The 17,728-nt window shown below is 44.4% G+C and carries 15 protein-coding genes; 11 read left to right on the top strand and 4 right to left on the bottom strand.

Annotated elements, in window-relative coordinates; genetic code table 11:
- The first annotated feature begins 88 nt into the window (after window positions 1-88).
- From LR957_RS01735 to fusA, 6 genes are all read left to right on the top strand, one after another.
- Window positions 89-871 carry a hypothetical protein gene (locus tag LR957_RS01735; RefSeq protein ID WP_232273246.1) on the top strand — a complete coding sequence of 261 codons (783 nt, stop codon included), beginning with the start codon at window positions 89-91 and terminating at the stop codon, window positions 869-871.
- Between the two features lie 351 nt (window positions 872-1,222).
- Window positions 1,223-1,636 (top strand): 30S ribosomal protein S12, encoded by a 414-nt coding sequence (gene rpsL, locus LR957_RS01730; protein ID WP_129631024.1) that lies wholly within the window; start codon window positions 1,223-1,225, stop codon window positions 1,634-1,636.
- Window positions 1,637-1,638: 2 nt separating this feature from the next.
- A complete protein-coding gene (rpsG, locus tag LR957_RS01725; protein ID WP_129631022.1) occupies window positions 1,639-2,118 on the top strand; it encodes a 30S ribosomal protein S7 in 480 nt (159 codons plus the stop codon).
- A 79-nt stretch (window positions 2,119-2,197) separates the two neighbouring features.
- Complete coding sequence (locus tag LR957_RS01720) at window positions 2,198-2,692, top strand: YajQ family cyclic di-GMP-binding protein (RefSeq protein WP_232273245.1); 495 nt, start codon at window positions 2,198-2,200, stop codon at window positions 2,690-2,692.
- Between the two features lie 12 nt (window positions 2,693-2,704).
- Window positions 2,705-5,194 (top strand): S1 family peptidase, encoded by a 2,490-nt coding sequence (locus LR957_RS01715; RefSeq protein ID WP_232273244.1) that lies wholly within the window; start codon window positions 2,705-2,707, stop codon window positions 5,192-5,194.
- A gap of 104 nt (window positions 5,195-5,298) precedes the next feature.
- Complete coding sequence (gene fusA / locus LR957_RS01710) at window positions 5,299-7,389, top strand: elongation factor G (protein ID WP_232273243.1); 2,091 nt, start codon at window positions 5,299-5,301, stop codon at window positions 7,387-7,389.
- 63 nt (window positions 7,390-7,452) lie between these two features.
- Here fusA and LR957_RS01705 read toward each other — a convergent pair whose 3' ends face one another.
- The 4 genes from LR957_RS01705 to LR957_RS01690 all read right to left on the bottom strand — a co-directional run bounded on the left by LR957_RS01705 (window position 7,453) and on the right by LR957_RS01690 (window position 11,892).
- Entirely contained in the window at window positions 7,453-7,929 is a 477-nt protein-coding gene (locus LR957_RS01705; protein ID WP_232273242.1) for a hypothetical protein, read from the bottom strand.
- On the bottom strand, window positions 7,926-9,317 hold the full coding sequence (locus LR957_RS01700; RefSeq protein WP_232273241.1) for a threonine/serine exporter family protein: 1,392 nt from the start codon (window positions 9,315-9,317) through the stop codon (window positions 7,926-7,928). The genes LR957_RS01705 and LR957_RS01700 overlap by 4 nt, the downstream gene beginning before the upstream one ends.
- A 99-nt stretch (window positions 9,318-9,416) precedes the next feature.
- Window positions 9,417-9,821: a hypothetical protein gene (locus LR957_RS01695; RefSeq protein ID WP_232273240.1), complete on the bottom strand. Its 405-nt coding sequence runs from the start codon at window positions 9,819-9,821 to the stop codon at window positions 9,417-9,419.
- 103 nt (window positions 9,822-9,924) lie between these two features.
- Window positions 9,925-11,892 (bottom strand): alpha-amylase family glycosyl hydrolase, encoded by a 1,968-nt coding sequence (locus tag LR957_RS01690; RefSeq protein ID WP_232273239.1) that lies wholly within the window; start codon window positions 11,890-11,892, stop codon window positions 9,925-9,927.
- 72 nt (window positions 11,893-11,964) lie between these two features.
- On the opposite strand from LR957_RS01690, the gene LR957_RS01685 reads away from it, so the two are divergent.
- The 5 genes from LR957_RS01685 to rpsJ all read left to right on the top strand — a co-directional run bounded on the left by LR957_RS01685 (window position 11,965) and on the right by rpsJ (window position 17,669).
- Window positions 11,965-13,647, top strand: coding sequence for a hypothetical protein (locus tag LR957_RS01685; RefSeq protein WP_232273238.1), 1,683 nt, complete (start codon window positions 11,965-11,967; stop codon window positions 13,645-13,647).
- Between the two features lie 16 nt (window positions 13,648-13,663).
- Window positions 13,664-14,875, top strand: coding sequence for a tRNA guanosine(34) transglycosylase Tgt (tgt, locus tag LR957_RS01680; RefSeq protein ID WP_232273237.1), 1,212 nt, complete (start codon window positions 13,664-13,666; stop codon window positions 14,873-14,875).
- 113 nt (window positions 14,876-14,988) lie between these two features.
- Window positions 14,989-16,173 carry an elongation factor Tu gene (tuf, locus tag LR957_RS01675; protein WP_232273236.1) on the top strand — a complete coding sequence of 395 codons (1,185 nt, stop codon included), beginning with the start codon at window positions 14,989-14,991 and terminating at the stop codon, window positions 16,171-16,173.
- A 140-nt stretch (window positions 16,174-16,313) separates the two neighbouring features.
- Window positions 16,314-17,255 carry an L-lactate dehydrogenase gene (locus LR957_RS01670; protein WP_232273235.1) on the top strand — a complete coding sequence of 314 codons (942 nt, stop codon included), beginning with the start codon at window positions 16,314-16,316 and terminating at the stop codon, window positions 17,253-17,255.
- Between the two features lie 96 nt (window positions 17,256-17,351).
- Window positions 17,352-17,669: a 30S ribosomal protein S10 gene (gene rpsJ, locus LR957_RS01665; RefSeq protein WP_129630989.1), complete on the top strand. Its 318-nt coding sequence runs from the start codon at window positions 17,352-17,354 to the stop codon at window positions 17,667-17,669.
- The last annotated feature ends 59 nt before the right edge of the window (window positions 17,670-17,728 follow it).

The following is a 17,728-nucleotide window of genomic DNA, read 5'->3' as shown; positions in this document are numbered from 1 at the left end:
ATGTATTGACTTTTTAGCCCAGGTATGATATAAGTTATATCAGCTTTCACGCAACCGTGTGAAAGAGTACTTCACAGCAAGGGAGACTATGATGTATCTTATCCTGCCAATGTTTGCGGTCCTGACCGGTCTGACAATCTCCATCTTTGTCATCAATGCGATGACGTCCCAGAAAGAGGTAGAGATTAGAAATATGGACGATGGGAAGGATAAATCTTCAGCCAAGCTTAGACTCAAGGTTGAAAGAATGTTATATGTCTTTCTATCCATGTTTCTTGCGTGGTCGCTGACCAATATGCTGTCATATGCGATGCAGGCTAGTGAATGCGAAGAGAAGAGAACCGACGCGACATTATCCGATGTCGTCTCTAGCTTTGGATTAGAGCCTGGCAAGGAATATCCCATATCCGTAGGGGATAGGACTACCGCCGGCAGCGGTCGGGTAGATTACGGTGGTCTGTTCTACATCAAAGGAGCAGGAGAGTGGACGTCGGGTACATCTATTTTAGTTGCCTTCGAGGGCAACAATGGATCGTATGTTTTAGAGATTCCGATCTCTAAGATCACCTTCGACATTCGACCAGACGTCTCAGAGGCGTCTATGTCTATAGACGTCCCTAAGACACCAGAACCTAGGAGTGTAGCTTACTGGCAACACTCCTACGCCTGCGGCAACAGTATCTGGTCCTATGGCTGGGTGCTGATGGACTGCACAGCCCTACCTCCTAACGTCGTCATCTCGGATGACATGTCAAGGCAAGGACTTGCCCCGATAATAGCTGACGCCTTTAAGGAGTCAGCCGGAGCGAGAATCACGCTTTCACCAAGTATGTACAACGACATTCTTGGCCTCAAAACAACTGTGGAGTGACACTCCACTCTCGCCGTGTCGAGTAAAAACTCCACGGACGGGGGTGGAGTTTTTACTTTAATATGCTAGTGATATAATGAAATTACAACTAGGACGCTTAGTGTTATGTTTGGCTTGAATACCTAGAGCGAATTAATCACTTAAAGACAGTGTAATAGTAGCAATCGCTAGACAAATTGTTATCAACTGTGCTAGAATAGACGCAGAGTTTCCTCTTTTCGGAGTGCGCGGTGTTTTGAATGTGTACAGATCGCAATCTCGGCAGAAAAGGTATAGACACGGGGCGGAGTTGCTGAATCCAAACCGTAAGGCAAATTGCCATAATTAGTTAATCAACCAAGGAGAAATTGGATGCCAACAATCAACCAATTGGTGCGCAAACCGCGCCAAACGGCTAAGAAAAAGTCCAAGTCGCCAGCACTAGGTCGTATTCATAACGCCCTAAAAACACGTTATTACGACCAGAATGCACCGCTTAAGCGTGGTGTTTGTGTGCGTGTGACGACTAAGACGCCAAAGAAACCAAACTCAGCTTTGCGTAAAGTTGCTCGTGTTAAGTTGAATAACGGCTATGAAGTTTGGGCGTACATCGGTGGCGAAGGTCACAACTTGCAGGAGCACGCTGTGGTCTTGATCCGCGGTGGTCGTGTGCCTGACCTTCCGGGTGTGCGTTATCACATCGTACGCGGTGCGCTTGACCTTCAAGGTGTCAACAACCGTAAGAAGGGCCGCTCTAAGTACGGTACAAAGAAAGGGGATAAATAATCATGCCTCGTAAAGTTACCAAGAAGTTGCAGCGTGAACTTAAGCCTGATCGCCGATACCAAAGCGTGCTGGTTCAGCGTTTGATCAACAAGTCAATGCTAGACGGTAAAAAGTTGGCGGCTGAACGCGCTGTCTACACAGCCCTGGAAACTGCTGCTAAGAAATTGGATTCTGAAGATCCATTGGCAGTGTTTGAAAAAGCATTGAAGAACGTTAGCCCAAGCTTCGAGGTTAAATCTCGCCGCGTTGGTGGTGCTAACTATCAGATTCCATTCCCAGTTCAGGGACATCGACAATTGCACTATGCGTTCAGTTGGTTAGTTCAAGCAGCTCGCGCTCGCAGTGGAATGCCATATTCACAGCGATTGGCACTGGAAATCGTTGACGCTTACAACGAAGCTGGTGCTGCCTTCAAGAAGAAGGAAGACACGCATAAGATGGCTGAAGCTAACCGCGCTTTTGCGCACTTTGCTCGCGGCTAATCATTGCCTGAAAGTAAAATCAGAAAATCGCTCTAAATTGGGCGATTTTTTGTTATAATAGATAAAACTAGGAGGGAAGATGGCGAGTTTTTCGTTTGATATTGTGTCAGAAATTGACAAGGCTGAAATGAATAATGTTTTCATGCAGGCTGAAAAAGAAATCCAAGGGCGTTATGATTTTAAGGGGACAAGCGCTGGAATTGATTGGTTGGATGATAAAAAAGGTCTGAAAATTACCGGAGATAATGATTGGCAAGTTGATGCTGTTCTGGATATCGTGCGCAAGAGATTGGCGGGACGTGGTCAATCAAGTAAAGTCCTGGATTTATCAAAAGAGAAAGTTGCTTCGAACTTAAAGACGACTTGGGAAATTCCGTTCAAGCAAGGCCTCGATCAGTCGACAGCGAAGCAGATTGCTGCTGATATTCGTGCTAATGCACCGAAAGCTAAGCCGCAAATTCAGGGTGACCTCGTTCGTGTTACCTCTACATCGAAAGATGAGCTGCAAAAAGTTATTAGTTTATTGCGGGAAAGTGATTATGACACACCTTTGCAATTTGTAAATTATCGTTAGGATTGGAGTAGTATGAATCAGAAGTCAATGAAGAAATTAAAAATTGCAGCCATCGTTTTGGGTGCGGTTTTCTTGATCTCCGTTATAGTTGGTCTAATTGTTGTTAATAATAACCGCTCTTCCGGAGTTAGTAAAACCGCAAAAAAGAAGATCCAGAAGATCTTTGCAGAAGAGGATGCTAAGAATTCACAGAAGGTCGTTTCCAAATATGGCTATTCGATTCGATACGACAAGAGTATTTTTACTGGCGAAGGTCACGTCTTAAATAAAGATTCTAATGAAAAGCAGTATAGTGCCACTACGTATGCTGACGACGAGCTGAAAGAGAGCCGCGCTTATGCGATTCTAAAATTGAATTTTAAGAAGAGTTCGGAAAAATCAAAGGATGATGAGAAGTTTTCGTTTACGAAGATTATGCCAGAGTTCTCTATCGTCACTTCTCGTAAGAGTAATTATTTTGATCGCTCGACAATGCCTGAAGAATATAAAGATACAAAGAAGTATTCAGATTTGGATTTAATGCTTCAGGGTGATATTAATAAACTAAAGAAAAATGACCCAAATGCTAAATATCACACTAGCGATGTAGAAATTTCTGGTCTGAAGTTTAAAAAGTTGGTTGTTGATTATGGAAGTACTATTGACGGCAGTTGGCGAAAAACTGGCGAAAAAATTAGCTATCTGACCGTTCAGAACAATAGACCTTATTGGATATCTGTATTTGCATTGAGTAAAAATTCGTACATGCAGCCATACATCGATCAGATGGAAAGTTTGGTTTCTAGAGTTACTTTCCAGAAGCCAGATAATAGCTATTTTATCGCGACTAGTCAGGACAATTTCAGCACAAGTACGGCTTCTGCTACTATAGCTAAATCCGAAACTAAGTCTGATACTAAAGCAGAGAATTTTTCGGAAGATAAAGATACTACAAATACTCTTGATGAGCTGGATGAAGATTCTGTCATTAAGGTGGTGGCGAGGAATCAAATCGCTACAGTTCGAGTAGGAACATTTCGTTGTGCAGATATGATCTATACAGCACAGAACGGTGCTAGTATGCAGCTAAACGGCCTATGTACGGGCGGAATTGGTAGTGGTTCAATAGTTTCTGATGATGGATATATTGCCACAAACGGACATGTTACTGAGGTTTCCAATCAGAGTATGATCAGGGGAGTTAGGACAGAGGATCATTGGAATAGATATTTGCGATTTGTGATGGATGCGGGCTATGTAACTCGAGATACGCTTCGTGACTTGGTAAATAAGGCTCGAAACGGAGATCAGGGCGCACAAGCGGCTATTATGGGATTTATCGATCAAGTTCCTGATAGTAGTATACGTTCGCAGAATGATCGATATGACTATGTCATCCAGACTTCAAGTGAGCCTATTGCTCGCGATGACGACGGGTCGGGTGATATGAAGTGGAAAAAGACAAAGACCAATATTCCAGCTAAGAAAATTGACGCGGAAGTTGATTTGAGGGGGCGTGGACTGGATTTGAAGAGTGATAAGAGTGATGTGGCAATTTTGAAAGTCGAAGGACGTTTTCCAGCTGTGGATCTGGGTGACAGCTCAAAGATATCTAAGGGCGATAGAATAACAGCGATTGGCTATCCAGCAATTGTTGATGGTGGTACGAACACTAAGAAGAGTAAGACTGTGCCGACTGTTACGCAGGGTGATGTTTCTGGCTCGACTAGCGATGCAGGCGGTCATAAATTATTCTCTATGAGTACGCAAATCGCGGCGGGTAATAGCGGTGGTCCAGCATTCGACAACAATGGTAAGCAGGTGGGATTAAATACTTATGGAGGATCGGCTTGTGCTAATAGCGGTAAGAGTAATAATTCCTGCTTCGGAAGGGGGATATTCCGTGATATCGCTGATCTGAAAACTATGGCGAAGAAAAATAATGTCACATTGTCGGCAAGCGGTGAGCTAACTAAACTTTGGAAAGATGGCTTGAATGATTTCTCGCAAGGGAAATATTCTCAAGCAAAGGCAAAGTTTGAGCAATTGGATAGTAAATATCCAGGCAACTATTTGGTTGCAAAAATGATCGAAGTAGCATCTAATACTCCTGATGAAACCACCGAAAGTGAGAGTCCTGGAGATAAGCCTTCGGTAAGTGAATCAAAAGATGACACTATTGTCGTAATTGTGGTCGTAGCGATTCTTTCGACGGGAGTACTATTCGTAACAGTATCGATTATTGCGATTGCAGTTTCTCTCAGAAACCGTCGAAAGATGAATGCTTATCCATATCCTGTCACTGGACAATTCCCGCAGCAGCCTCAATATCCACAGCAGCCACATCAACAACCAATTCCGCCGCAACAACAATATCCGCAACAAAATTACTATCAACATCAACCTGGTCAATATCCGCCAACATACGCGCAGCTGCCTATAGAGCAGCCTCCAGCCAACTATCCGCCTGCGGCACCAGCTCAGAGCGATAACGAGTCTAAAAATCCTCCAGCTCAGAGCTAGTCAAAAACATAGATAACTGATATAATAAAACGCAAGAGTAGTTTTTTGGTGCCAAAAAATTGACCAAAAATCTCGGCAAATTAACGTAATATAAAGGAAAATTTATGGCAGAGACGCATGTTCCGCTAAAGAATTTTAGAAATATTGGTATTATTGCCCATATTGACGCCGGTAAAACGACGACAACTGAGGGTATTTTGTACCGCACTGGCTTGACGCATAAGATCGGTGTGGTTCGTGGTGAAGGTGACGGTGCTACCACCGACTGGATGGCACAGGAGAAAGAGCGTGGTATTACTATTACGTCAGCTGCTGTGACTTGTTTCTGGAAAGATCATAAGATTAACATCATCGACACCCCAGGACACATCGACTTTACCGCCGAGGTTGAGCGTAGTTTGCGCGTGCTTGACGGTGCAGTTACGGTCTTTGACGGTAAGATGGGTGTTGAGGCTCAGTCTGAAACTGTTTGGCGTCAGGCCAATAAGTATGGCGTGCCACGTATTTGTTTCGTTAACAAGATTAATCAGACAGGTGGCGACTTTTACAAATCTCTTGAGTCAATTCACAACCGTTTGAGCAAGCAGGCTTTCCCGGTTCACTTGCCAATCGGTTTTGAGAAGACCATCAACGGTGTTGTCGACTTGATTGACATGAAGGCTTACACCTACGACGACTACACAGACCACGAGCTTAAAGTTGGCGAAATTCCAGCTGATATGCTTGAAAAAGCTAAGAATGCACGTTCTCTATTGGTCGAAAATGCTGTTGAAGCCGACGACGAATTGATGATGAAGTTCTTGGATCAAGGCGAGGACGCTATTACTGTTGATGAGCTGAAAATGGCTCTGCGCAAGCGCGTTTTGGCTGGTGACTTTTATCTAGTTACCGGTGGTGACGGTCGCGGTGTGATCGTTGAGAAGCTGCTTGACTTGATGGTTGACTTCTTGCCAAGTCCACTAGACGTTGATGAAATTTGGGGTAAGAATCCAAAGACTGGTGATGAAGTTAGTCGCAAACCATCAGATAAAGAGCCTTTGTCTGCTTTGGCGTTTAAGATTGCTGCCGACCCATTTGTTGGTAAGTTGATCTTCGTTCGTGTCTATTCTGGTGTTTTGACCTCAGGAAGCTACGTTCTTAATACGACAACTGGTGAAAAAGAGCGAATTGGACGAATCGTTCGTATGTTTGCTGACAAGCGTGAAGAAATTAGCAAGGTTGAAGCTGGTGACATCGCTGCTGTGGTTGGCTTAAAGTCTACTGCGACTGGTAACACGTTAGCAGACGTAGCTCATCCAATTGCTCTTGAGTCAATTGAATTCCCAGAACCACCAGTATCGATTGCTGTTGAGCCAAAGTCAAAGGCTGACCAAGAAAAGATGGCGTTGGCATTGCAGCGCTTGGCCGAGGAAGATCCAACTTTCCGAATTCACACAGACGAAGAAACAGGTCAGACAATTATGTCAGGAATGGGTGAGTTGCACCTGGATATCCTTATTGACCGTATGAAGCGTGAATTTAAGGTTGAAGCCAACATCGGTGAACCTCAGGTTGCCTTCCGCGAAAGCATTAAAGGTCGTTCTGAAGTTCAAGGTAAGCACGCCAAGCAGTCTGGTGGTCGCGGTCAATATGGTGACGTATGGGTGCGCTTTGAGCCAAATGAGACTGGTAAGGGCTTTGAATTTGTTGATGAAATTAAGGGTGGTGTGGTTCCTCAGGAATATCGCCCAGCTGTAATGAAGGGTATTCGTGAAACATTGGAAGGCGGTGTTATTGCCGGTTATCCAGTTGTTGACGTTAAGGCTACACTGTACGATGGTTCATACCACGATGTCGACTCCTCAGAATTGGCCTTCTCATTGGCAGGTTCGATAGCTGCTCGTGAAGGTATTAAGCAGGCTAACCCAATCTTGCTTGAGCCAGTTATGAAGGTTGAAGTTACTACACCTGAAGATTTCATGGGCGACATCATCGGCGACCTTAACTCACGCCGTGGACGCATCGATGCGATGGAAGATTTGATGGGTGGCGCTAAGCTGATTAAGGCCTTTGTGCCATTAGCAAATATGTTCGGCTACACATCAGACATTCGCTCAATGTCTCAGGGTCGCGCCGCTTCAACGATGGAATTGGCTCAATACGAGGAAGTTCCACCAAACGTTGCGCAAGAGATTATCGAAAAGCGAAATAAATAATCTCTACCTCATAAAAAATCCCCGGAGCGAATCCGGGGATTTTTGTTTGGCTAAATTTCAGGCTTATAAGTTTGGGATTGTTAGGTTTCGTTTAGCGAGCTCTTCTTTGATTCGTTTGTTTAATTTGCGCGCTTTTGTCGCCTGAATGCTATCTGTGCCATATCTGTTTTCAATATCTTCCAGTCGTTGACCTATGGTTATCGGATTGCCGTCTGGGCTAGTTGTCATGTCCGCCAAGTTTAATATCAGCAATTCGTCCGTCCAATTGTCCACGTTAGGATCTCCGTGATTAAATACAGAATTAGCCCAATTGAATCCAGATATCTCCAATATCCTGCCGCCTTCATGTTCATGATCTGTCTGATTTTTAACGAAAGCATATGCAAAGTCATGTGTTAATCCCATCACAAATAAGCTGCGTGCCACATCTTCTTTCATTTTGAATACTTCACGAGCTAGATTGTAAGATTTATACGCCACTCCTCGCATATGAAATAGTCGCGAGTCTGACAATCCAATGAATTTTGGGCTATTTTTCATAACGCTTGCGTGTTTCGGCGGAATAAATTGATGAATTGTCGGCGAATTGGGCGGCCTACAACGTTACCGAATGACGCGCCAATTGCCACCGCTACGCCGATGAGGATTGCTCGCGCTAAGATAGCCAAGGCTGGTAGGAAGTTTGCGCTGTTTGGTGGATATAGAACGACGCCCATTAATCCGTTGTAAAGTGACAAGCCTGGGACTAGCGGTACAATTCCCGCCGCGATGATCGCCAGGGAAGGGAATTTCCATAATCTGGAAGTCATAACTGCGACCAGCCCAATTACCGCCGCCGCGATGCCGCTCGCTGTTACAATATCAAAACCAAAGCTCATAGCTAATCTTGAAATCCACCAGCCAAAAATTGCAATTAATCCAGATATAACCATTCCCAAAAATCGAGAATGATTCCTCAGAACGAACGCTGCTGCAATAATTCCAGCGCCCAAATATTGTGTGTGGTTGTCGGCTAATGTTAATCGATCTGGTGTTGCTGGGAAAGTAATACCAAATTTTGTCGCAATGTATAATCCAACCATCACGCCAGCAATTACGCCACCTGTTGCCATTACGACTTTTAATAATCTGGCGTTAGCGGTCATATAATATTCATCGATTGCGTCCTGGAATGCGCCGACAAACATTAGTCCCGCGACTAATAAGACAATGCCGCTAATGACTAATAGTGTCGTATTGATACTTAGTCCTAAATAATTACTGCACCAAGCTGTACCCGCCGCTATCAGTGTTACGAAAATAGCCACGATAGCCTGTGAATAAAATAATGGTGCGCCAATATGTCCCAGCCACCTTAGCAGTCCAGTAGCTAGGAATCCGAGTAGAAACGCGATTGATGCCATGAGTAAACTGCCGCCATATAAAATAACAGAACCCGCGCTCACTAATCCGCCCGCCGCGTAAACGACTAAGCGAGGGTATTTTGTGGGCTTTTTTAGGATTTTCTGTAATCGCTCTTCTGCTTCTTCTAGGGGTAATTGGTTGCGACGAATATCAAGAGCTAGTATTTGTAGGGCTTGGATAAGTTGATAATTAGGGTCGTTAGGAACAATCACACGCGCCATAGTTAGCGGTTCGTGATCAACTCCGCGGTATTGAGAAATTGTCACCAGAGTATAGCTAATGTCAATATGAACGGGTTTTTGGCAATAAGTATTGGTGATTCCTCGCGACATACGCACCACATCGCGAGCAACCACGCCCATACTCAGTAGTTGCTCGGCGACTTTCATAGCCAAACGTAAAGCTCGCATATTTGGCGTTAAACTGTCGTCGATCTTTTCCAGATGATGCTCCGGCTCAAAGCTGTAAAGATTAGCGACTCGGGCTAATGATTGCTCAATGAATTTTGGTACTTTTTTCTTCACAATATCTAGTGTAACAAATTTTATGCCAATAGAAATAGCCCGCCAAGAGAGCTCCAGCCGAGACTAAAAGTCTCAAAGCGAACTATTTCTTGGACGGGCTCAGCCCTTATCATCACTGTCATCATCATCACGCTTGGACGAACATGACGGCGTGATGACCGTTAGAATAACGGAAATGATACCCACGAAGGAGACGCAGTATCTCACGTTCCCTAATTGAGAATAGTCAATAGTAGCCCCAAGAGGGACGTTAAGAATATTGACGTCTTGGAGTGTGGAGACTCCTGCGGCGATGGATAGTACACTCCACAGTGCGACATAAAACCACCGCTCAACTCCTGACGCGTCTTTAATGATCCATCTCAGTGTGAGATGGAGTGACACTGGGCTTGCCGCTGCCGTACAAACTACAGCGATTGCTACGGAAAGGTAGGTGTCTCCCAATAGGAGACTTACCATTCCGGCTAACGCTAGGATTGCTGCAACTAGCTTGAGCTTCAACATCGTTGACTCCTTCATGAAGAACTACTTTTATTGACGGGATTGTCAATAAAAGCTGTATTAATTTATGCCACACTTGTGTAAAAAAGTCAACACTAGGAGGAGTTTAATCAACCTTCTGTAAAATAATGCCCGTTCTGGCTGGCAAGTAAACTTTAAGGTTGTGATTGTTATCAGCTGGGGAAGTGAAAAATCGGGAATTATGGTCTATTCGCTCCTGTCCGCCGAAGTTCTTGTCATCGCTACTTAACGCCAACTTATAAGAGCCGGCTTCTGCGGGTACTTCGTAATCTGAGTGGGATTTGTCGGGCGAAAAATTGATAACAAATAAAAAGTCGCCGTGCATAAAACTTACCGTGTGATCGGATTGGCGAACCGTCAGGTGTTGAATGTCGGAATTGTCAATTTGTCGAATAATCTTCATCAGCGCCGCGTCAAAATCTCCCAGCCATTGATATTTTAAGAAGCCATTGTCGCGTAAATTCCATTGCCGACGAGCGTGCTTAAACGACCAATTATTACCCTCGCGCGGAAAATCAATCCATTCGGGATGTCCGAACTCATTGCCCATAAAATTCAAATAGCCGCCGCCGTGCAGACCAGCTGTCATTAGACGAATTAGTTTATGCAGGGCTATTCCACGTTCGGTCTTAAGATCTGGATCAATTTTATCCATATGCCAATACATATTTTTATCAATCAGCCGGAAAATCAGCGTTTTATCGCCGACAAGCGCTTGGTCATGGCTTTCGGCATAATTAATGACTTTTTCCTCTGGCCGGTGCGAACTCAAAGTGTAAGCTAATCGCCCCAAGTCCCAATCTTCATCGTTTTTCTCTTTCAGAGTTTTTATCCATAAATCTGGCGCGCCCATTTGCAAGCGATAATCAAATCCCAGCCCGCCGTCCTTTGTCGATGCGCCCAGTCCAGGAAAACCGCTCATTTCTTCCGCAATGGTCGTGGCGTCGGGGCGAATGGCGTGAATTACTTCATTTGCCAGCCGTAAATAAGCAAGTGCGTCTTTGTCGACGTTGTCGCGGAAATAATCGTCATAACTAGTGAAACTTTTCCCGAGTCCGTGATCGTGGTAAAGCATACTAGTTACGCCATCAAACCTAAATCCGTCAACGTGATATTCGTCCAGCCACCAACGGCAATTGCTTGCCAAAAAATGCAAAACTTCTGGCTTGCCGTAATCGAATAATCGTGAATCCCATTCTGGATGATTTGTTGGCTTGAAATATTGCGTCGGATCGCCAGCGAAATTACCCAGACCTTCGACTTCGTTTTTGGCGGCGTGAGCGTGAACAAGGTCAATGATGACGCGCAGTCCCATTCCATGCGCAGTGTCGACCAATTTCTTAAAATCGTCGGGAGTGCCAAATCTTGACGAAACCGCAAAAAAGTTGCTGACGTGATAACCAAAGCTGGCGTAATATGGATGCTCGGCGATTGCCATAAGCTGAATGGTGTTATAGCCAGATTCTTTAATTCGCGGCAAAACCTCCGTGGTAAATTCACTGAAACTGGCAACTTTTTCTTTCTGGCTACTCATACCAATATGCGCTTCGTAAATTAGGAGAACTTTTGGTTTGGGTGGGGTTTTATATTGCCAATCATAGGGAGTTTTTGGCGACCACACGACCGCGGAAAAATCGACAGAATCTTTATTCTGAACGACGTAATTTGCGTATGAAGGCAGTCGCCAGCCGTCGCTGCTAGACCAATAGACACGCAATTTATATTTTTGTCCGTGATGAAGTGAATTTTCGGGAAGATTAATATCCCATTCGCCGTTTTTATCGCGATTTAAGGTGAATTCTTCGCGCTCTTTCCAATCTGAAAAATCGCCAACTAAGAACATCCGAGTGGCATTCGGCGCCCATTCGTGAAACGTCCAGCCAGTATCCGTTTTATGAAGTCCGAAATGTAAAAAACCCATCGCGAATTCGGCTGGCGTCTTGTTGATCAAAACCTTTTCCAGTTTCGAGGAAATATACTTCTCGCGCGTCTGAATTGTGGATTTGTGCGGGGCTAGCCATTGATCCAAATCAACAAGAGTTTTATTGCTCATGTTTCTAGTATACAACATACGGAAGGGGCTATGCTTGTAAATATCGATTAAAGTTGTATAATATATAGCAATATGGAGCGCCCAAAGCCTAATACGGAGTTTAATTCTCCCGAACTGTTTTCCGATGAAGACTGGAGGCGAATTGCTGGTGCAAATTTATTGCTTGGTGAAGAAAACGACGAGATTGCAATTGCTGAGATAGAACAAGCTGCGCACGTTGGCGATATTGAGGGCGAGAAGGTTAGAGTTGTTGGATATAGTCGATCTGAAGAGGATTATTCGTATCGTCTGCAGTCAGTTGAGGGTGTGGCGGATTTGATATCTCCCATGGAAATTGATCCTGAGATTTCAGCGCCGTTTGCGACTTACACTAAAGAGATGGCTACTTTGTGTGTGCGAACTTCGCAGAATGACTATTATTTTCCGCTTGACAAGCAGGCGATTGTATCAATAGAGTTGCTGTCAGATGATAGCGGTGTTCCTCGATATGTGCGTAAATTGCGCCACTATGCTGACAAAATTAAAGAAGTTGCTGGTGTCGGCGACATTCAAGATGCGGAGTCGAGGCAGCTTTTGATAGATGAGATAAATGATGTCTTGAATGAGATTCCGTATGATGGCGGAATTCAAGTGAAATGTCAGGCGTATAAGGTTAAAATTGACGGCAGAGAAAATAATATAGAAGACGTTAATCCTGCGGTTTTGTCTGGATGGCTACCGAGTTTTACGTGGCGTGATGATCGTCCTGTATTGGAAATGTTTGATATTAAAAATCGATTTGCGACTTTTTGTGTGGATATGAAAGACGTGCTTGATATGGTGTCAATTGACAAAGAGGAGATCGGGGCCTCTATTGATTTATTTGAAACGGTTTTTAATGACGATTTTCAAGAGACCGCTTGGCAGCTAGCGACGGATCTTTCTTATGTTGACGAGTCGGAGTTTGATGAAGTGTCAAGAGAGTATACCCAAACATTAAATGATCATTTGTCTGAGTTTCCCGAGGTTGTCGATGTTAGTTTGACTGGTTTTGCATTGGCTCCTGATGCTACGAAAAATAATGAATTACAGTATGAATTTATGGACATTTCTGGGGCGTATATTGATGGGATGTGTTTCGTTAGCTATCATGATAAATTTTACGCGGCGATTGAAGTGACGATAGATGGTGAGTCTGAAGACTTTCCGAAGAAGGTTTATGTGATACCCGACAGAGATAAGATTATTCGCTTGGAAGGATTTGATGGTGAAGCTGAAGAGCTTAAAATGGCGGTAAATGAACTTCATAAAATTGCAAATTTTGCAAGTGAAGTAGTTAATGATGAGTGTTTCTATAAATTGCCTCTTAATGAGCAGCTTGATGTATTGAGTCAGTATGAATGCGCCGCTCGTAATGTAATCCAGGATATTAGCAGAGTGCGGGAGTTTAAGGGTGAATGTGTAGTTTCGGCATACCGATGTTTGCCTGGTGACTTGCTGAATGCGGTTTCGTGGAATGATGTTCCGCTAGAAGAAGTGCGTAGTCATGAATATGTTGAAAAATTTGCGCTGCGTGCGGATAGTTTGGTGGTCTGGAATCCAGAAATTAATGATAGACCAGATGTTTATGGTCGAATATTAAGCGTGTCGGAATTGTCACTTAGTTGCGGCGAGCCTGTGCTAATAGTTAATAATGCGGAAGAGAATAAATATTACTTGGTACGATGTAGCGATGTGATTAGCTTGTCACGAAACGATCCGTCTACCATTTCGTGATATAATCAAACAGATTATGCAGGGAAAACCTTTTTCTTTTGAAATAACTTCACGATTTAACGACACATTGGCGCGAACGGGAATTATTCACACGCCGCACGGTGATATTAAAACGCCGGCGTTTATTGTGGTTGGAACTAAGGCTAATGTTAAGGCGATGATTCCTGAGATGGTGAAGGATGTTGGCGCGCAGGCGGTGCTGGCGAACGCTTATCATCTATACTTGCAGCCGGGTCATGAATTGATTGAAAAGACTGGATATCTTGGCAAATTTATGAACTGGGATGGTCCGACTTTTACAGATAGCGGTGGTTTTCAGGTGTTGAGTCTGGGCTCGGGCTTTAAGAAAGTTTTGGCGATGAGTACTGATGTTGACGAAGAAATTGCGATTGCTAAAAAATCGTCAAGGCATGCTTGGGTGGACGAAAACGGCGTAATGTTTAAGTCGCATCTGGACGGCTCTTACCATAAATTCACGCCAGAATTGTCTATGCAAATCCAAGCCGGAATCGGTGCTGACATTACTTTTGCGTTTGACGAATTGACATCTTTGATTGATCCGTATGAATATCAAGTTGAGGCGCTGGCCAGGACGCATGCCTGGGCGGAGCGAAGTTTGGCGGAAGTCAAGCGCTTGCGGGAGGCTCGTCCAGATAAGCCATATCAAGCTTTATTTGGCGTTTTGCAAGGCGCGAATTACGAGGATTTACGAAAGCAAACTGCCGAGTTTTTGGGCGCGATGGATTTTGATGGCTATGGAATCGGTGGCGCGTTGGAAAAGGAAACTATGGCGCAAACGATTCAGTGGGTCAATCAAATTCTGCCTGAAAATAAACCACGTCATTTACTGGGAATTTCCGAGCCTGATGATATTTTTGCGGCGATTGAGCAGGGGGTTGATACCTTTGACTGTGTGAGTCCGACGCGAGTGGCTAGGAATGGCGCCGCGTATACGCCGTTTGGTCGGGTCAATGTGCGTGGCCGAAAATACCGTGAGATGTTTGCACCGATTATGGATAATTGCGATTGCTATACTTGCAAGAATTACACGGCGGCTTATCTCTGTCATCTTTTACACGCTCGCGAGTCGTTGGCTGGAACGTTGTTATCAATCCACAACGAGCGATTTATCGTTAAGTTGGTTGATGATATTCGAGCCAGCTTGGAGGACGGGACTTTTTACGAGTTCCGTGATTCGTTCCTGGCGAAGTATTATAGTAAGAAATAGGCTATTTACAACTGATTAGAAAATCGTTATAATTAAACTCATACGCCGTGAGGTCTTTTTTATGGACTGTACCCGCGTGAAAATAATAACTAAATTAAGGAGAACTTCTACAAATGGCAGATGCATTTGACCGAAGCAAACCGCACGTTAACGTTGGTACAATGGGCCACGTTGACCACGGTAAGACTACGCTGACTGCTGCGATTACTGCAGTGTTGGCAAAGCGCCTACCAAGCGCAGTTAACAAACCTGTTGCGTACGACCAGATCGACAACGCACCAGAAGAGAAGCAACGTGGTATTACTATCGCGTCTTCACACCAAGAGTATGAATCAAACAATCGTCACTATGCGCACGTTGACATGCCAGGACACGCTGACTATGTTAAGAACATGATCACCGGTGCTGCTCAGGTTGACGGTGCAGTTTTGGTTATTGCCGCAACTGACGGTCCAATGCCACAGACTCGTGAGCACGTTCTGCTTGCAAAGCAGGTTGGTGTGCCTAAGCTAGTTGTCTTCTTGAACAAGATGGACATGGCTGACGAGGAAATGGTTGAACTGATCGAAGAAGAAGTTCGCGAATTGCTTGAAGCTAACGGCTTCGACAAAGACGCTCCAATTATCAAGGGTTCAGCTTTGAAGGCTCTTGAAGGTGAAGAGAAGTACGAAGACGCTATTATGGAATTGGTTGAAGCTATGGATAGCTACATTCCAGAGCCAACTCGCGACATGGACAAGCCATTCATCATGCCAATTGAGGATGTTTTCTCAATTAAGGGTCGTGGTACAGTGGCAACTGGTCGTATTGAGCAGGGTGTTGTTAAGATTAACGACGAAGTTGAAATCGTTGGTTTGAAGCCAACTCAAAAATCAGTTGTTACTGGTATTGAAGCCTTCAAGAAATCTCTTGACCAAGGTCAAGCAGGTGACAACGCAGGTGTCTTGCTACGTGGTATTGAGCGTTCTGACATTGAGCGTGGTCAGGTTTTGTGTAAGCCAGGTACAATTACTCCACACACCGAGTTTGAGGCTGAAGTTTACATCTTGAAGAAGGAAGAAGGCGGTCGCCACACTCCATTCTCAAAGGGCTACAAGCCACAGTTCTACTTCCGCACAACTGACGTTACTGGTGAAGTTGAATTGCCAGCTGACAAAGAAATGGTTATGCCAGGCGACACTGTAACCTTCAAGGTTAAGTTGCTTGCACCAATCGCTATGGAGCAAGGTTTGAACTTTGCTATCCGCGAAGGTGGCCGTACTGTTGGTGCTGGTGTGATTACAAAGATTGACAAATAATCTCTGTAGCGCAAGCCTAATTAAATCCCCCGAAAGTTCGGGGGATTTTTTGATTGCTATAAGAAGGGGTTAATTGACAAAGCGGTAATGTTTATGGCAGAATAAATACATCTAATATAAAACAGAAAAAGGAGATTTTGGTGAATAAACAGAAATTGCTAATTGTTGGCGGAGGCGGAATGGTCGGTGCGACGGCGGCTTATGCGTGCGCATTACGTAGTGTCATCGAAGAGATTGTGCTGATTGACCGTAATGAGGATTTAGCTTGGGGTCAAGCAGCTGACATTAATGACGCTATGGGAATTGACAGAAGTGTGGTGGTTCGTACGGGAAACTATTCTGATATCAATGACGATGACATCGTTGTGATTACCGCGGGTGCACCGCAACTTCCTGGTCAGACTCGACTGGAGCTGGTTGATGTTAACGCAAAAATTATGCGTGATATTGTGAAGAATATTATGGCGAATGGCGCGAAGCCGTATTTGGTGATTGTCAGTAATCCGGTTGATGTTCTGACTTATGTGGCGCTTAAGGAATCTGGTTTGCCGAAAAATCGTGTGTTTGGGACGGGCACGACGCTTGATACTTCGCGAATGAAGTCGTATTTGGCGGACGCGTTCAATGTCGACAGTAAAGCGGTTGATGCTTATATTCTGGGCGAGCATGGCGATTCGTCGTTTTCGACAATTGAGACGGCGCAAATTGGTGAAGTGCCGATTAAAGAATATCCTGGATTTACGGAGGAAATGATTGACGGAATTGAGCAGGAGGTTCGCGACCGAGCGTATCGGGTGATTGAAACAAAGAAATCGACGTATTTTGCGATTGGGTTTGTCGTGTCTAAGATTGTTTCGGCACTCCGAAAATCGACACATACGGTTTATCCCGTTTGCTCGTTGGCTGAGGGTGAATATGGACTGAATAATGTTGTGCTTGGATTGCCGTCAATAGTTAATAGCGATGGTGTGAAGATTTTGGCAGGCTATCCACTTACCGAGCGAGAAAAAGAATCACTGAATAAATCCGCTGGAATTATTGCGGAAATGATTTCTCATCTTGATAAAGCGGAAAATTGCTGATATAATCGCATAGTTAATAATAATTTATCTCGAGAACTCGATTGACCATAAATAGGGCAATTAGAGGTTACGAGATTGCACATAAGAGGAGGAGCTATGGCTCAAGATACAGGAATTAAAATCCGTATTCGCCTGAAGGCTTATGACCACAAAGTCATCGACCAATCAGCAAAACAAATTATCGACACCGCAATTCGCACAGGTGCTAACGTGGCTGGTCCAGTACCTTTGCCAACTCGACGCAGTACTTACACCGTCGTAAAGAGCCCGCACGTTTACAAAACTGGTGGTGAATCTTACGAGCGTCGCGTTCATAAGCGTCTAATCGACATTACAAACGCTACGCCAAAGACGATAGACAGCTTGCAGAACTTGAACTTGCCAGCTGGCGTTGACGCTGAAATTCGTATGTAATTTAACGATATATAAAAATTTCCGCCTCTTGAATGGGGTGGATTTTTTATGCTATAATT

It is taken from the genome of Candidatus Nanosynbacter sp. HMT-352, from assembly GCF_021222645.1.
In the GTDB taxonomy this organism is placed as follows: Bacteria; Patescibacteriota; Saccharimonadia; order Saccharimonadales; family Saccharimonadaceae; genus Nanosynbacter.
Note: the sequence above shows the minus strand (reverse complement) of the source record. Positions and strands in the feature narration are given on the sequence as shown.

What these genes read in the sequence shown, in the direction of transcription:
- LR957_RS01685 (WP_232273238.1), top strand. Translation starts at nt 11,965, where the DNA reads ATGGAGCGCCCAAAGCCTAATACGGAGTTTAATTCTCCCGAACTGTTT.
- LR957_RS01715 (WP_232273244.1), top strand. Translation starts at nt 2,705, where the DNA reads ATGAATCAGAAGTCAATGAAGAAATTAAAAATTGCAGCCATCGTTTTG.
- rpsG (WP_129631022.1), top strand. Translation starts at nt 1,639, where the DNA reads ATGCCTCGTAAAGTTACCAAGAAGTTGCAGCGTGAACTTAAGCCTGAT.
- rpsJ (WP_129630989.1), top strand. Translation starts at nt 17,352, where the DNA reads ATGGCTCAAGATACAGGAATTAAAATCCGTATTCGCCTGAAGGCTTAT.
- tgt (WP_232273237.1), top strand. Translation starts at nt 13,664, where the DNA reads ATGCAGGGAAAACCTTTTTCTTTTGAAATAACTTCACGATTTAACGAC.
- LR957_RS01690 (WP_232273239.1), bottom strand. Translation starts at nt 11,892, where the DNA reads ATGAGCAATAAAACTCTTGTTGATTTGGATCAATGGCTAGCCCCGCAC.
- LR957_RS01735 (WP_232273246.1), top strand. Translation starts at nt 89, where the DNA reads ATGATGTATCTTATCCTGCCAATGTTTGCGGTCCTGACCGGTCTGACA.
- LR957_RS01705 (WP_232273242.1), bottom strand. Translation starts at nt 7,929, where the DNA reads ATGAAAAATAGCCCAAAATTCATTGGATTGTCAGACTCGCGACTATTT.
- tuf (WP_232273236.1), top strand. Translation starts at nt 14,989, where the DNA reads ATGGCAGATGCATTTGACCGAAGCAAACCGCACGTTAACGTTGGTACA.
- LR957_RS01720 (WP_232273245.1), top strand. Translation starts at nt 2,198, where the DNA reads ATGGCGAGTTTTTCGTTTGATATTGTGTCAGAAATTGACAAGGCTGAA.
- LR957_RS01695 (WP_232273240.1), bottom strand. Translation starts at nt 9,821, where the DNA reads ATGTTGAAGCTCAAGCTAGTTGCAGCAATCCTAGCGTTAGCCGGAATG.
- fusA (WP_232273243.1), top strand. Translation starts at nt 5,299, where the DNA reads ATGGCAGAGACGCATGTTCCGCTAAAGAATTTTAGAAATATTGGTATT.
- rpsL (WP_129631024.1), top strand. Translation starts at nt 1,223, where the DNA reads ATGCCAACAATCAACCAATTGGTGCGCAAACCGCGCCAAACGGCTAAG.